The organism is Sphingomonas sp. (genome assembly GCF_965200105.1).
In the GTDB taxonomy this organism is placed as follows: domain Bacteria; phylum Pseudomonadota; class Alphaproteobacteria; order Sphingomonadales; family Sphingomonadaceae; genus Solisphingomonas.
This window is the reverse complement of the sequence record NZ_CBDATN010000002.1, coordinates 1,508,296-1,523,417: the sequence shown is the minus strand read 5'-3', so window position 1 is coordinate 1,523,417 and position 15,122 is coordinate 1,508,296. Positions and strand designations below refer to the sequence as shown.

Annotated in this window: 13 protein-coding genes; 8 read left to right on the top strand and 5 right to left on the bottom strand. The window is 72.3% G+C overall.

Translation table 11 applies throughout. The annotated features are described in order from the left end of the window. The first annotated feature begins 46 nt into the window (after nt 1-46). The 7 genes from hpnA to ACOFKX_RS08700 are packed head-to-tail and all read left to right on the top strand — an operon-like array spanning nt 47 to nt 7,764. The gene (gene hpnA / locus ACOFKX_RS08730) at nt 47-1,039 is read left to right on the top strand and encodes a hopanoid-associated sugar epimerase (protein WP_419826613.1); all 993 of its coding nucleotides are present in this window, start codon (nt 47-49) and stop codon (nt 1,037-1,039) included. Then, nucleotides 1,036-2,163, top strand: coding sequence for a glycosyltransferase (locus tag ACOFKX_RS08725; protein ID WP_419826612.1), 1,128 nt, complete (start codon nt 1,036-1,038; stop codon nt 2,161-2,163). The genes hpnA and ACOFKX_RS08725 overlap by 4 nt, the downstream gene beginning before the upstream one ends. Beyond that, entirely contained in the window at nt 2,160-2,999 is an 840-nt protein-coding gene (gene hpnC, locus ACOFKX_RS08720; RefSeq protein WP_419826611.1) for a squalene synthase HpnC, read from the top strand. The genes ACOFKX_RS08725 and hpnC overlap by 4 nt, the downstream gene beginning before the upstream one ends. After that, on the top strand, nt 2,996-3,811 hold the full coding sequence (gene hpnD, locus ACOFKX_RS08715; RefSeq protein WP_419826610.1) for a presqualene diphosphate synthase HpnD: 816 nt from the start codon (nt 2,996-2,998) through the stop codon (nt 3,809-3,811). The genes hpnC and hpnD overlap by 4 nt, the downstream gene beginning before the upstream one ends. Continuing rightward, on the top strand, nt 3,808-5,067 hold the full coding sequence (hpnE, locus tag ACOFKX_RS08710; protein ID WP_419826609.1) for a hydroxysqualene dehydroxylase HpnE: 1,260 nt from the start codon (nt 3,808-3,810) through the stop codon (nt 5,065-5,067). Before hpnD ends, hpnE begins: the two co-directional genes overlap by 4 nt. Before the next feature lies 1 nt (nt 5,068). Then, nucleotides 5,069-7,021, top strand: a complete 1,953-nt coding sequence (gene shc, locus ACOFKX_RS08705) for a squalene--hopene cyclase (protein WP_419827386.1) — start codon at nt 5,069-5,071, stop codon at nt 7,019-7,021. Further along, complete coding sequence (locus ACOFKX_RS08700; protein WP_419826608.1) at nt 7,018-7,764, top strand: phosphorylase; 747 nt, start codon at nt 7,018-7,020, stop codon at nt 7,762-7,764. Before shc ends, ACOFKX_RS08700 begins: the two co-directional genes overlap by 4 nt. A 97-nt stretch (nt 7,765-7,861) precedes the next feature. Here ACOFKX_RS08700 and hpnH read toward each other — a convergent pair whose 3' ends face one another. After that, a complete protein-coding gene (gene hpnH, locus ACOFKX_RS08695; protein ID WP_419826607.1) occupies nt 7,862-9,001 on the bottom strand; it encodes an adenosyl-hopene transferase HpnH in 1,140 nt (379 codons plus the stop codon). Between the two features lie 13 nt (nt 9,002-9,014). After that, a complete protein-coding gene (gene ispH, locus ACOFKX_RS08690; RefSeq protein ID WP_419826606.1) occupies nt 9,015-9,968 on the bottom strand; it encodes a 4-hydroxy-3-methylbut-2-enyl diphosphate reductase in 954 nt (317 codons plus the stop codon). A 135-nt stretch (nt 9,969-10,103) separates the two neighbouring features. Between ispH and ACOFKX_RS08685 the strand changes: the two genes are divergently transcribed. Further along, nucleotides 10,104-10,655: an ABC transporter substrate-binding protein gene (locus ACOFKX_RS08685; protein ID WP_419826605.1), complete on the top strand. Its 552-nt coding sequence runs from the start codon at nt 10,104-10,106 to the stop codon at nt 10,653-10,655. On the opposite strand, the gene ACOFKX_RS08680 is transcribed toward ACOFKX_RS08685, so the two are convergent. From ACOFKX_RS08680 to glgA, 3 genes are read right to left on the bottom strand one after another with little or no spacing between them, the layout of a single operon-like run. Further along, nucleotides 10,630-13,215, bottom strand: coding sequence for an MMPL family transporter (locus tag ACOFKX_RS08680; RefSeq protein WP_419826604.1), 2,586 nt, complete (start codon nt 13,213-13,215; stop codon nt 10,630-10,632). The genes ACOFKX_RS08685 and ACOFKX_RS08680 overlap by 26 nt on opposite strands. Nucleotides 13,216-13,222: 7 nt before the next feature. Further along, the gene (locus tag ACOFKX_RS08675) at nt 13,223-13,657 is read right to left on the bottom strand and encodes a DUF2141 domain-containing protein (protein ID WP_419826603.1); all 435 of its coding nucleotides are present in this window, start codon (nt 13,655-13,657) and stop codon (nt 13,223-13,225) included. Between the two features lie 9 nt (nt 13,658-13,666). Further along, the gene (glgA, locus tag ACOFKX_RS08670; RefSeq protein WP_419826602.1) at nt 13,667-15,121 is read right to left on the bottom strand and encodes a glycogen synthase GlgA; all 1,455 of its coding nucleotides are present in this window, start codon (nt 15,119-15,121) and stop codon (nt 13,667-13,669) included. Nucleotide 15,122 lies beyond the last annotated feature (1 nt).

Here is a 15,122-nt window from a genome sequence, read left to right as displayed (position 1 = left end):
CGCAAGCCTTTCCAAAGCCCCGCACCCGCGCATAGAAGCCCGCGTCATGGCGGGTGAGACGATCCTTGTCACCGGCGTGTCCGGCTTCGTCGGCGCCGCCGTGGCGCGGACGTTCGCGGGTGCCGGGTGGCGCGTGCGCGGCCTCGTGCGCGCGTCCAGCCCGCGCGCCAACCTGCGCGCCTTCCCCGGCGCGATCGTCGAGGGCGACATGCGCGACGAGGGCGCCGTGGCGCGCGCGCTCGAAGGCTGCGCCGGTCTGGCCCACGTCGCCGCCGACTATCGGCTGTGGGCGCGCGATCCGGAGGAAATCGTGCGCGCCAATCGAGAGGGCACGGCCGCGACGATGCGCGCGGCGCGCTCGTCGCGGGTCGGCCGCATCGTCTACACCAGCAGCGTCGCGACGATCCCGCCGAGGCCGCACGCCGCCGCCGACGAGACGGCGCCGCTCGATCCCGACGCCGTGGTCGGCGCCTACAAGCGATCCAAGGCGATCGCCGAGCGCATCGTCGCCGACATGGTGGCGGACGGCCTGCCCGCCGTGATCGTCAACCCGTCCACCCCGATCGGCCCGCGCGACGTCAAGCCGACGCCGACGGGGCGCATTCTGGTCGATGCCGCGACCGGGCGCACGCCCGCCTATGTCGATACCGGGCTCAACCTCGTCCACGTCGACGACGTCGCCGCCGGCCACCTCGCGGCATTCGAGCGCGGCGCGATCGGCCGCCGCTACATTCTCGGCGGCGAGGACGTGCCGCTCAAGGATTTGCTCGCCGAGCTGGCGCGGCAGACGGGCCGCCGCCCGGCCCGCGTGAAGCTGCCGGTGCGGCCGCTGATCCCGCTCGCTCACGCGGCGGAGGCGTGGGCGCGGGTGACGGGGCGCGAACCGCGCCTCACGCTCGACACGCTGCGCATGGCGGGGCACCACATGTATTACAGCAGCGCGCGCGCGAAGGCCGAGCTCGGCTACGCCGCGCGGCCGTGGCAGCAGGCGGTGGCGGACGCGCTCGGCTGGTTTCGGGCGGAGGGGATGATCCGGTGACGGCGGCGGCGCTGCTCTCGCTCGGCATCTGGCTGGGGCTGCTCGCGTTCCGCAACGGCTTCTGGCTGGCGCGCGACACGGACTTGGCCCCGGCGCCCGCGCCGCCGCGCTGGCCGGCGGTGACGGCGGTGATCCCCGCGCGCGACGAGGCGGCGGTGATCTCGGCGAGCCTGCGCTCCGTCCTCGCGCAGGCCTATCCGGGCGAGCTGCGCGTCGTCCTCGTCGACGATCACAGCACCGACGGCACTGCCGCGATCGCGCGGGATGCCGCCGGCGACGATCCGCGCCTCTCGATTGTGCCGAGCCGACCGTTGCCCGCCGGCTGGACGGGCAAGCTGTGGGCGATCGACACCGGCGTCCATGCGGCCGGCGCGACCGACTGGTGGTGGTTCACCGATGCCGACATCGCCCACGCGCCCGACGTGCTCGCCTCGCTGGTGGCGCGCGGGGAGGGGGAGCGGCTGACGCTCGTGTCGCTGATGGCGCGGCTCGCCACGGATACGGCGGCCGAGCGCGCGATCATTCCCGCCTTCGTGCTGTTCTTCCAGATGCTCTATCCCTTCGCGCGCGTGAACCGGCCGGGCGGAACGGCGGCAGCCGCCGGCGGCTGCGCGCTGGTCCGCGCGGATGCGTTCGCGCGGGCGGGCGGCATGGCCGCTATCGCCGGGCGGATCATCGACGATTGTGCGCTGGGGGCGCTGATGAAACGGCAGGGCGCGATACGGCTGATGCTCACCCGGCGTTCGCGCAGCATCCGCTCCTACGGCGGCTGGCGGGGCGTCTTCGACATGATCGCGCGCTCGGCCTACGCGCAGCTCGGGTATTCTCCGCTCGTGCTGGCGGGCACCATCGCTGCGCTCGCGCTGACGTTCGCGGGGCCGCCCCTCGCCGCGCTCGCCGGCGGTGGCGCGGCGCGCGCGGCGGGGCTCGCGGCGTGGGGGCTGATGGCGGTGGCGGCGCTGCCGATCCTGCGTTTCTACCGCCAATCGCCGCTGTGGGCGCTTGCCATGCCAGCGATCGGCGTCTTCTACGGCGCGTCGACCTTCTGGTCGGCGGTGCGCCATAATCGCGGGCGGGGCGGCATGTGGAAGGGCCGCGCGCAGGCTGGGATGGGGCGGGCGTGAGCAAGGCGGCGGCGCTCGCCTCGGGCAAGGGGCACCGGGACGAGAATTTTCCCGTGGCCTCGCGGCTGATCGCGCCGCGCCACCGCGCGCCCATCATGGCCTTCTACGCCTTCGCCCGCGCCGCCGACGACGTTGCCGATCATCCCACCGCCGGCGCCTACGACAAACTCGCGCGGCTGACGTCGATGCGCGCCACGCTGATGGGCGAAGGCGATGCCGAACCCACCGCCGCCGCGCTCCGCGTCGCGCAGGCCGAGCGCGGCCTGTCGACATCGCACGCGCTCGATCTGCTGGAGGCGTTCCGCCGCGACGTCACCAAGGGCCGCTACGCCGATTGGGACGACCTGCTCGGCTATTGCACCGTCTCGGCCATGCCGGTCGGCCGCTTCGTGCTCGACGTCCATGGCGAGCCCGCCACGCTGTGGCCCGCCAACGACGCGCTCTGCGCCGCCCTCCAGATCGTCAACCACCTTCAGGATTGTGCGAAGGACTACCGCGCGCTCAACCGCGTCTACATCCCCGCGGACCTGCTGCCCGATCCGTCCGCGCTCGCGGCGCCGCGCTCCTCGCCGACACTGCGCGCCGCGATCCTGGCGCTGGCGGTAAAGTGCCGCGAGCTGCTGCGCCGCTCGGCCGGCTTCGCGAACGCAATCCGGGATCGTCGCCTCGGCACCGAGGTGGCGGTGATCCAGCGGCTCGCCGAGGATTTGACGGCCAGGCTGATCGCGCGCGATCCGCTCCACCAGCGCGTCCACCACCACAAAGCGGAGGCCGCTCTGCTCGCCGCCAGCGCGGCGATCCCTCGGATGCTCGCGCCCCGAATGGCCGGACGTTGACCGCGCCCGTCGCCGCCAAGTCGAGCTTCTACGCGGGGATGCGCGTGCTCCCCAAGTCGGAGCGTCATGCGATGTACGCGATCTACGCCTTCGCGCGCGCCGTCGACGACATCGCCGACGATCTCTGCGGCGATGTCGCCGACCGCACTCGCGCGCTCGACGTGTGGCGGGCTGACATCGCGGCGCTATACGCTGGCGGCGATCCCGGGCGGGCGGTGGAACTCGCCGGTCCGGTCCGCCGCTTCGGCCTTTCTCGGACGGATTTCGAGGCGGTGATCGACGGCATGGCGATGGACGTCGCGTCCGACATGCGCTGGCCGGACGCGGCGACGCTGGATCTCTACTGCGATCGCGTCGCCTCCGCCGTGGGCCGCTTGTCGGTCGACGTGTTCGGGATGGAGCGCGAGGTGGGTGTCCGCCTGTCGCACCATCTCGGCCGCGCGTTGCAGCTCACCAACATCCTGCGGGACATCGACGAGGATGCCGCGATCGGCCGCGTCTACCTGCCGCGCGAGGCGCTCGAAGGCGCGGGCATCGAGATCGGTAACGTCGCCGCCGTCGTCGGCGATCCGCGGCTGTACGCCGCCTGCCGCCCGGTCGCGGCCGAGGCGCGACGGCACTTCGTCGAGGCCGAGCGCATCCTGGCGGCACGCCCGCGCGGCCACTTGATCGCGCCCCAGCTGATGGCGGCGGCCTATGCGGAGCTGCTGCGGCGGATGGAAAGCGCTGGCTGGACCGCGCCGCGCGCGCGTGTCCGCCACAACCGCATCGCATTCGCCTGGAGGCTAGTCAGGCTCAGGCTCAGGCAATGATGCGGGTCCATGTCGTGGGCGGCGGGCTGGCCGGCCTCGCCGCCGCCGTGTCGCTGGTCGCCGAGGGGCGCGCGGTGACGCTGAGCGAGGCGAGCCCGCAGGCCGGCGGTCGCTGCCGTTCCTATCACGACCGCCAGCTCGGCCTTACGATCGACAACGGCAATCACCTGCTGCTCTCGGGCAATCACGCGGCGATGCGTTACCTCGCGACGATCGGCGCGTCCGATCGGTTGACGGGCCCGGCGCGGGCGCGGCTCGACTTTTTCGATCGCGCGAGCGGCGAGCGCTGGGCGGTCGCGCCCAACCGCGGACGCGTGCCATGGTGGCTGTTCTCGCGGGCGCGGCGAGTGCCGGGTACAAGCGTCGCTGACTACCTTGCGCTTGCCCGCCTCGTCGCCGCACGACGTGATGCCATGGTGGCGGAGACGATCCCGACCGACGGCGCGCTGTGGCGGCGCTTGATCGAACCGTTCCTGGTGGCGGTGCTCAACACTCCTGCGCGCGGCGGGTCGGCGGCGCTCGCCGGCGCAGTGATCGCCGAGACGCTGGCAAAGGGCGCTGCCGCGTGCCGGCCGCTGGTGGCGACACCGACGCTGTCCGCCGCCTTCGTCGATCCCGCGCTGGACTGGTTGCGGGAGCGCGGTGCCGACGTCCGCCTGGGTCGTCGCTTGCGCGGTCTGGAGGTCGCCGACGGCCGCGTCGCCGCACTCGATTTTGCGGACGGACGCGAGGCGCTGGGGCCGGAAGACGGCGTTGTGCTCGCGGTGCCCGCCTGGGTGGCGACAACGCTGCTGCCGGGCCTCGCCGTGCCCACCAAGCACCACGCCATCGTCAACGCGCATTTCCGGATCGCGGCGCCCGCCGGCGCGCCGCCGATCGTGGGCGTGATCGGCGGCACCGCCGAGTGGGTGTTCGCCTTTCCCGATCGGCTGTCCGTCACAATCAGCGCCGCCGATCGCCACCTCGACACCGACCGCGAGACGTTGGCGCAGGCGATCTGGGCGGATGTCGCCGCCGTCCACGGGCTCGACGGCGAAATGCCCGCATGGCAGCTCGTGCGCGAGAAGCGCGCCACCTTCTCCGCCACGCCCGCGCAGGATGCGCTGCGGCCGGAGCCGACAGCGCCCGGCTTCGCCAACCTGGCGCTCGCCGGCGACTGGACCCGCACGGGGCTTCCGGCGACGATCGAAGCTGCTATCCGCTCGGGCAATCGGGCGGCTCGGATCGTCGCGGGCGGAGACGGGCGTGCTGCGTGACTTGGGAGTGAGCGCAAGCGAGGCCGCGCCCGATCCGCTCGAAGCCATCGACGCCGCCGTGTCACGCGCCCGCGACGCGCTCCTCGCCGCCCAGCGCGACGACGGTCACTGGGTGTTCGAGCTGGAGGCCGATGCTACCATTCCGGCCGAGTATATCCTGCTCCGCCACTATCTCGGCGAGCCCGACGACCTTGCGCTGGAGGCCGCGATCGGCCGCTACCTGCGCCGCATCCAGGGCGTGCACGGCGGCTGGAGCCTCTACCATGAGGGCGGCTTCGACGTCTCGGCGACGGTGAAGGCCTATTACGCGCTGAAGATGATCGGCGACGATACCGACGCGCCGCACATGGCGCGCGCTCGCGCAGAGGTGCTGAAGCGTGGCGGCGCGGGCGCGGTCAACGTCTTCACCCGGATCCAGCTCGCGCTGTTCGGCGCGGGATCGTGGGAGACGGTGCCCGAAGTACCCGTCGAGCTGATCCTCGCGCCGGGCTGGTTCCCGATTCGGCTGTCGCGCTTCAGCTACTGGGCGCGCACCGTCGTCGTTCCGCTGCTCGTGCTCTGCGCGCTGCGACCGAGGGCGCGCAATCCGCGCTGCGTCCGAGTGGACGAGCTGTTTCTGCCCGGTCATCGTCCTCTGGCGCGCGCGCTGCCGGGCAAGTGGGCGTGGGAGAGGGGCTTCGCCGCCCTCGACACGGTGCTCCGGCGCGGCCGGCCGCTGTGGCCGCGCGCATTGCGCCGCCGTGCGATCCGGGTGTGCGAAGCGTGGGTAATTGAGCGGCTGAACGGCGAGGACGGTCTTGGCGCCATCTATCCCGCGATGGCCAACAGCGTGATGATGTTCGATGCGCTCGGCTACCCGCCCGACCAGCCGCACCGCGCGATCGCGCGCGCATCCGTCGAGGCGCTGCTGGTGCGCCGGCCGGACGGCGAGGTTTACTGTCAGCCCTGCGTATCGCCGGTGTGGGACACGGCGCTCGCCGCGCACGCCATGCTCGAGGCGGGTGGGGACGTGGCGGAGGCGGCGGCCGATCGTGGCCTCGCCTGGCTCGCGCCGCTCCAGATTACCGAGGTGGCGGGCGACTGGGCGGAGCAGCGGCCGGACGTGGCGCCCGGCGGCTGGGCCTTCCAGTATCGGAACGATCATTATCCCGATCTCGACGACACCGCCGTCGTGGCGATGGCAATGGATCGCGCCGCCCCGCGATCCGATGGCGACTATGCGGACGCAATCCGGCGCGGCGCCGACTGGTGCGCAGGGCTGCAGAGCGCGGACGGCGGCTTCGCGGCGTTCGATGCCGACAACACGCACTTCTACCTCAACGACATCCCCTTCGCCGATCACGGCGCGCTGCTCGATCCGCCCACCGCCGACGTCACCGCGCGCGTCGTCTCGATGCTGGCGCAGTTGGGCGAGCCGGCCGACAGCCCGCGCATGAAGGCCGCGCTCGATTGGCTCGCGAAGGATCAGCTTACCGAGGGAAGCTGGTGGGGGCGCTGGGGCGTGAACTACATCTACGGCACCTGGTCGGTGCTCTGCGCGCTGAACGCGGCAGGGGTGGCCCCGGCCGACGCGATCGTGCGGCGTGCGGTACGCTGGCTGATCGCGATCCAGAACGCCGACGGCGGCTGGGGCGAGAGCTGCGACAGCTACGCGCTGGATCGCAAGGGGCATGTGCCGGCGCCGTCCGTCGCCAGTCAGACGGCTTGGGCGCTGCTCGGCCTGATGGCGGCGGGCGAGGTGGATCACCCGGCGGTGACGCGTGGCGTCTCCTGGCTCCAGCGTCACCAGGACGCGGACGGGCTGTGGGGGCAGGAGCATTACACGGGCGGCGGCTTCCCGCGCGTCTTCTACCTGCGCTATCACGGCTACCCGAAATATTTCCCGCTGTGGGCGCTCGCCCGCTACCGCAACCTCAAGCGCGGCAACGCGCGGCGCGTCGGGTTCGGCATGTGACCCTGCTTGTCGCGTGCGGGCTGAAGCGCGAAGCGCGATGGCTGCACGCCGAAGGGGTCGAGGCAGTGGCGGGCGGCGGCGACGAAGCGGCGCTGGAAGCCGCGCTCGAGGCGGCGGTGCCGCGTGCCCGCGCGATCATGAGCGTCGGCTTCGCGGGCGGCCTGGCGCCGCGCATGGCGGCGGGAGAGTGGGTGGTCGGCACGATCGCGCCCACCGGCATGGAGCGGCGCGAGTGGAGCGTCGGCGCCGGCGCCTCGCGCACCAAGTCGACGCGCATCGGCGAGGCGCGGCCGGAGCCGGGCCAGCAAAGCGAGGAGACCCGCCGCTGGATCCACGCGCTGTCCCGCATCCTGGGCGGCGTGGTAGTCGGCCGCATCCATGGCAGCCGCGCGATCGTCGCCAGCGTGGCCGAGAAGCACGCGCTGCACCTCTCCTCGCGCGCGGTCGCGGTGGACATGGAGAGCCACGTCGCGGCGCGGGTGGCGGCGCGCCACGGCCTTCCCTTCGCGGTGGCGCGCGTGATCTCCGACGCTGCCGACCGCGCGCTGCCGCCGGCGATTCAGGTGGCGATGGGCGCCAGCGGCGGGTTGGCGGTAGGTGCGATCCTGCTCTCGATCCTCAGGCGGCCGTGGCAGGTGCCGGCTCTGCTCCGCTTCACGCGCGATGCGTGGCGGGCGGGCAGGGTGCTGCGCCAAGGTTGGCGGCGGCTGGCGGCGGCAGGGTTCGGCCTGGATCCCGCGTAGGCGCGCAGCCTATCTCCGTTCGTGCTGAGCTTGTCGAAGCACCGTCTTCTGCGCCGGGAAAGGCAACCTCCGATAGGCTCAGGGCAAACGGAACAGCTTACCCCGCCACCCTTCGCTTGGCCGCCGGCTGCTCCGCCCTGATCCGCGCCAATTCGCGCTCGACGTGGGTGGAGTAGGTCTCCGCCGCCGGCCGCGCCTGCGAAAGGTCCACGTCGGGCGCCATCGGCCCCTCGGTGCGCACGCCCTTGATCGCCACGCGCGCGAGCTTGAGCGGGTTGCGGATCGCGTCTGCCGCCGCCGTGCCCTCGAAACCGCAATGGACCATGCAGTCCGCGCACTTCTCGTAGCGGCCGACGCCGTAAGCCTGCCACTCGGTCTCCGCCATCAGCTCGCCGAAGCTCTTGGCGTAGCCTTCGTTGAGGAGATAACAGGGCTTCTGCCATCCGAAAACGTTGCGTAACGGCATCGACCAGGGCGTGCACTCGTAGCTCTGGTTGCCCGCCAGGAAATCGAGGAACAGCGGCGACTGGGTGAAGCTCCACGCCTTGCCGCCCCGCCCGCGCGCGAACACGTCGCGGAAGAACTGCTTGGTGCGCTCGCGGTTCAGGAAGTGCGCCTGATCGGGCGCGCGTTCGTAGGCGTAGCCGGGCGAGATGGTGATCTCGACGCCGAGCGTCTCCATCTCGTCGAAGAAGGCGGCGAGGCGGGCGGGATCGGCGCCGTCGAACACGGTGCAGTTCACCTGCACGCGGAAGCCCTTGGCGATGGCGAGGTCGATCGCCTCGCGCGCGATGTCGTAGGTGCCGTCCTGCGAAACCGCCGTGTCGTGCATCCCGCGATCGCCGTCGAGGTGGATCGACCAGGCGAAGAAGGGATGGGGCTTGTAGTCGTCGATCTTCTTCTTGAGCAGCAGCGCGTTGGTGCAGAAGATCACGAACTTCTTGCGATCCAAGAAGCCCTTGACGATGCGCGGCATATCACGGTGGAGCAGCGGCTCGCCGCCCGCGATCGAGACGGCGGGGGCGCCGCACTCGTCGATCGCCTCCATGCACTGATCGTAGCTGAGGCGCTGGTTGAGGATTTCGTCCGGATAGTCGATCTTGCCGCAGCCCTTGCAGGCGAGGTTGCAGCGGAACAGCGGCTCCAGCATCAGCACCATGGGATGGCGCTCGCGCTTCAGCGTCTTGGTGACGGCGTAGGTGCCGAGGCGCGCGAGGACGGAGATGGGAAGGGCCATGCTGTGCTAATCCTCAGGCCGCAGCGCGATTGCGCGAAGGCAGGCGATCGAGCGCCGGGGGCAGGCGGAACTGGAGAGTCTCCTCGATCCCGTCCAGCGTCTCGACGGTGACGGGGTGGAGCGCCGCGATGGCGGCGATGACGCTCTGCACCAGCTCCTCGGGCGCGGACGCGCCGGCGGTGAGGCCCACCGTTCGCACGCCATCGAGCCATGCGGGATCAAGCTCGCTGCCGTCGTCAAGCAGGTAGGAGGGCTTGCCCATCTCCTCCCCGATCTCGCGCAGGCGGCGCGAGTTGGAGCTCTTGGAGCTGCCCACCACCAGCAGCAGGTCGGCCTGGGCGCAGAGATCGCGCACCGCCGCTTGCCGGTTCTGCGTGGCGTAGCAGATGTCTGCGGTATCCGGTCCGGTCACGTCGGCGAAGCGGGCGCGCAGCGCCGCGATGATCGCACGCGTATCGTCCACCGCCAGCGTCGTTTGGGTTATGTAGGAGACGGGCGCGTCTTCGGCGACAGGCAGCGCCGCCACCTCCTCCGGCGTGCCGACGAGATGCACCTCGCCCTCGATCTGGCCAAGCGTGCCCACCACCTCGGGATGGCCGGCATGGCCGATCAGCACGAGCACCCGGCCCCTGCGGACATATTTGCGGCCTTGGACATGCACCTTCGTGACGAGCGGGCACGTCGCGTCGATCACGGGAAGCCCACGCGCGGCGGCGGCCTTCTCCACCTCGCGCGCGACGCCGTGCGCGGAGAAGACGGTGACGGCGCCGTCCGGCACGTCCGACAATTCCTCCACGAAAACCGCGCCCTTGGCGCGCAACGTCTCGACGACGTGGCGGTTGTGGACGATCTCGTGGCGAACGAACACCGGCGCGCCGACTTTGTCGAGCGCGCGGTCGACGATGTCGATCGCCCGGATGACGCCCGCGCAGAAACCGCGCGGCTGGGCGAGGAGCACCTTCATCATGGTCCCCCTATAGGGCTTCGCGTGCCGGTGCGGAAGGGCGGGGAGCGGCGTCGCGATCGGGACGTTCAGCGTGATGAAGGCCGATTCCGGCCAAATACGTCCCGAACCGAGTACGTCCCTAACCGAGGAGAGCCCATGCGCCGTCACCCACTCGCGCTCGCCATCGCGCTCGCCATGCCGGCCGTCGCCCGCGCGCAATCCGATCCGGTGGCGCGCGTGACCGCCTACGATGCGCGCATCAATGCGATCGAGAAGGCGGGCGGCGGGCAGGCGCAGCGCACCGACAAGTTCGAGGCCGTGGTGCGCGACACCTACGACATGCCGACGATCGCGGAGCTGATCGCCGGCTCGGCTTGGGCCAAGGCGTCGCCTGCGGATCGCCAGGCGGCGATCGCGGCGCTGACGCGGCACTCGGCGGCGTCGCTCGCCAAGAACTTCAAGGGGCCGGGCGCCACTGCCTTCCGGGTCGATCCTACCCCGATCGATCGCGCGGGTTCGCGGATCGTGAAGGTGACCGTGGGCACGGACACGCTGTTCTACCGCTTCGGCAGGGCCGGCATCGTCGACGTCATTTCGGGCGGGGTGAGCAACCTGGCGCTCCAGCGCGCCGATCTCGCCGCCACGCTGGCGTCCGGCGGGGTGGCCGCGATGACGGCCAAGCTCAGGCAGCTCGACGCCGCGAAATAGGCCCGAGCAGCGCCGGCTCGAACACCAGCGCGCACACCAGCGTCCAGGCGAGCGAGATCAGCAGGATCTTGCCCATGCTGGCGGTACCGGGGTGGTGCGAGAGCCATAGCGAGCCGAACGCGGTGCCCGTCGCCAGCGCCGAGAAGAAGATCGCGCGGGCAAGCGGGGAGGCGAGCAGCGCGCCCTCGCCGTTGCGCCACGCCACCACGAAGTAGATGTGGAAGGCCACGCCCACCCCGAACAGCAGCGGGAAGGCGATGATGTTGGCGAAGTTGATCGGCTGCCCGATCGCCACGCAGGTGCCCAGCGTCAGGAAGCCGGAGAGCACGACGGGCGCGAGCGTGAACGCGGTCTCGCGCACGCTGCGCAGCATCAGCACCAGCAGCAGGCTGACGGCGGCGAGCGCGAGCAGACCGGCCTCCACGAACGCGCCCGCTATCGTGCCAGCCGCGCCCTGCGCCGAGACGGCCGGGCCGCCCGCCTGCGGCGCCACCGCCGTGACCGCGCGGACGAAGCGGCGCAGGCCGGTCTCGTCGCGATAGCCCCTCGCGGCCGTCAGCTCGATCCGCACCTGCCCGTCGCGCGCGACCCAGTCGTCGCGCAGGTCCGCCGGCAGCGTCGCGAGCGTCACCGGCGTCGCCGACAGGATCGCGCGGAGCTGATCGAGCATCGCGGCGAGTGGCGGCACCAGCATGTCGGTCGCGGTGGCGCGCGCGGCGGACGACCCGAAGGCGAGCCGCGCGAAGGCAGCGGCAAGGCGGCGCGCGGGTTCGGCGCCCGGCCCACCCGTTCGCGCGGCGACGGCGAGCGCGCGCGCGGTGTCACCCAGCGCGGTTGCGGTCTCCGCGTCGGTCGGCGGCGGCAGCGCCATCAGCGGATCCAGCGAGAAGCCGAGCAGCGCCTGCGCGTCGGCGATCGCGGCGAGCTTGGGGCCTTGATCGGCGGGCACGAAGCTCTCGATCGTCACCGCGCCGCCCACCTCCGGCAGCGCCGCCAGCCGCTTGGCCAGCGCGCGGGCGCGGGGCAGATCCTGGGCGAGCAGCTCGATCGTGTTGGGATCGCGCAACGGATCGGCGGCGAGATCGCGCAGCGTGCGCATCGCCTCGCTATCCGCCGGGCGCAGGTTCAGCGGATCGAAATCGAAGCGGACCAGCGGTAGTGTCGCGATGCTCAGCCCCATGCCCGCCACGAACGCGATCAGCACGGCGCGGCGGTGCCGTGCCAGCCACGCGTCGGCGGAGGCGAGGCCGGGCGAGCCGATCTCGGCTGCCGGGCGGGGCGGCGGCAATAGCAGCAACAACGCAGGTAGCATCGTGACGCTCAGGCCCAGCGCCACCACCATGCCCACCGCCGCGATCAGCCCCAGCTCGGCGATGCCGACATAGTCGGTGGGCAGGAAGGCGAGGAAGCCCAGCGCCACCGCGCCGGCGGCGAGCAGCAGTTGATGCCCGATCGCGCCCGTCGCCGCCGCGATCGCGTCCGCCGGCGCCATGCCGCCATGCCGCTCCGCCTGGAAGCGCACCGCGAGCTGGATGCCGAAATCCACGCCCAGCCCGACGAACAGGGGGATGAAGGCGATCGAGATGAGGTTGAGCGTGCCCACCATCGCCAGCCCGGCGGCGGTGGTGACGGCGAGCCCCGCCAGCGTCGTCAGCAGGATCGCGGCGGTGGCGCGCCACGATCCCGTCGCCAGCCTGAGCGTCGCCAGCATCGCGAGGATCATCGCCCCCGCCACCAGCCACCAATTGTCCGTGAGGCTGGCGAACTCCTCGTCGGAGAGCGGCGTGTTGCCGGTGAGCCGCACGGTTACGCCGTGCGCGGGATCGAGGCGCAGCCCGGCGGCGGCGGCGCGCACCGCGTCCTCGGCGGCCGCCCCCGGCGACAGCGCGTCGTAATCGAGCACCGGGCTCGCGATCACGAGCTGGCGCGTCGGCGCGGCAGGGCCGCCGGCCGCCAGCATCGCCTGCCACGAGAAGAAGGCGGATTGGCCGGCCGCTCGGGCGTCGAGCGAGCCGGCCAGCGCCGCCATCGGCTTGGCGAATTGGCCGAGCGTCGCGTTGCCCGTCGCCACGCCCCGCACGAAAGTGCCAACCGTGGTCGCGATGCCGCGCAGCGAAGGATCGGCGGCGAGCGGACCCAGGAAGGGCTGCGCCTTCACCATCGCGTCGGTGGCGGCGCGGACTTGCGCCAGCTCCGCGAACAGCAGGCCGTGCGAGTCGAAGAAGGGGCCGCCATCGGGGCGCGACACGGCGCGGAAGTGGGCGCGGTCGGCCGCCAGCCGGGCGGCGAGCGACGCGGCGCCGGTGCGGGCGAGCTCGGGCGTGCGGCCGTCCACCACCGCCACGATCACGTCGGTGCCGCGCGGGAAGGCGGCGTCCATCCGGCGCTCCGCCAGCCGCCACGGGACGGTGGGCGCGATGAGATCGGTGGCGTCCGTCGTCATGCGGAAGCGCAGGCCGGCGAAGGCGAGGCTCGCGACGACGAGGATCAGCGTGGCGACGAGGACGGTGCGCGGCCGCCGGCAGGCCAGCCCCGCCGCCCGGCCGAGCGGATGCGTCACGGAGCGATCAGGGGATCTTGTGGATCGCGAAGCCGATCTTCTGCGGCGCGGCGGCGTGCGTGAAGGCGCAGTCCGCGAACTTGGGCTTCGACATCTTCACGCGCACGTCGTTGGAGAAGCCGACCTGTTCGATGGGCAGCCCGATGAGGTTGCGGTCCGCCTTGCCGTTGCCGTTTGCGTCCCAGTAGGCGGCCGAGGCGTAGCGGCCGGGCGGCACGTTCGCGACGGTGACGACGGTAGTTCCAGCGACCGCCTGCGCCTCGCCTGAATACCCGCAGTCCGGCTGGAGGAAGCTCGCCTCCGGGCAGATGTCGACGTGGACCTTGCCCTCGGCGGCGCCGATGCCGGCGACCGCGACGGTGATGGTCGATCCGCCCGGTGCGGCGACGGCGGCGGCGGGCGAGAGGGCCAGCGCCAGCGGCGCGAGGAGGATCATGCGCATGGGCGGCGACTATGCCGCCGGGCGCCCCGCCTGTCGAGCCTCGCGGTAGAGCCGGGCATAGGCAGCGGCGGGCGCGTCCCACGAGATGTCGGCGGCCATGCCGTTGGCGCGCAGCCGCCGCCACGCCGCCTTGTCGCGGTGGAGCGTGGTCGTCCGCCCGATGGCGTGGAGGAGTGCGCCGGCGTCGTCGGGCGCGAACTGGACGCCGGTGGCGACGCCCGCCGAAAGCGCCGCCGGATTGGCGTCGATCACCGTGTCGGCGAGCCCGCCTGTGCGCGCCACCACCGGCACGCAGCCGTAGCGCAGCGCGCAAAGCTGGGTCAGCCCGCACGGCTCGAAGCGGGAGGGCACGAGCAGCGCGTCGGCACCCGCCTGCATCTGGTGCGCACGTGCCTCGTCATAGCCGATGAAGACGCCGACGCGGCCCGGATGCGCGGCGGCAGCTTGCGCGAAGCCGCGCTCCAAAGCCGGATCGCCGGCGCCGATCAGCGCCAGCCGGCCGCCGTCCGAGACCAGAGCGGGCAGTGCGTCGAGCAGCAGGTCGAGCCCCTTCTGCTGGCTGAGCCGGCTTACCACGCCGAACAGCGGGCCGTCGTCGGCCTCCAGCCCGAACGCCGCACCCAGTGCGGCGCGGTTGGCGGCGCGGCCGGCGAGGCGGTGGCGGGTATAGGGCCGCGCGATCAGCGGATCTCTGGCCGGATCCCACACGGTGGTGTCGATGCCGTTGAGGATGCCCGTCACGTCGCGCCCGCGTGCCGCGATCAGCCCGCCCAGCCCGACGCCGCCGGCCTCCGTGGCGATCTCGCGCGCGTAGCTTGGCGACACGGTGGTGACGCGGGTGGCGAAGCGTAAGCCCGCCTTCAGGAAGCCGATGCCCCCGAAATACTCGACGCCGTCGATCGTCATCGCGGTGTCAGGCAGGCCGAGTTCGGGCAGCAGCGCGGGCTCGAAGCGGCCTTGGAAAGCGAGATTGTGGACGGTGAGCACGCTCGGCACGTCCACGCCGCCGTAATAGAGATAGGCGGGCGCGAGGCCCGCCTGCCAGTCGTGCGCGTGGACCAGCTCCGGCCGCCAGCCGGGGATCGCGCCCGCCGCGATCGCCGCCGCCGCCGCCGACAGGCAGGCGAAACGGAGCGCGTTGTCCGGCCAGTCGCGTGCCGTCGCGTCGGCATAGGGGCCGCCATCGCGGGTGAAGAGTTGCGGCGCGTCTAGGACGAGGAGGTCGAGCCCGGCGGCGCGCGCTGCCAGCAGCCGCGCGGGGCCGCCGGGTATCGCGTCGAGCGAAGCCGCCTCGCTTGCGCCCTCCAGTGCGGCGAGCACCGGCGGGTATCCCGGCACCAGCGTTCTCATGGCGACGCCGTGCCGCGCCAGCGCGCCGGGGAGCGCGCCCGCGACGTCGGCGAGCCCGCCGGTCTTGACGAGCGGGTACACCTCGGAGGCGACGGAGAGGACGGACGTCGTCATG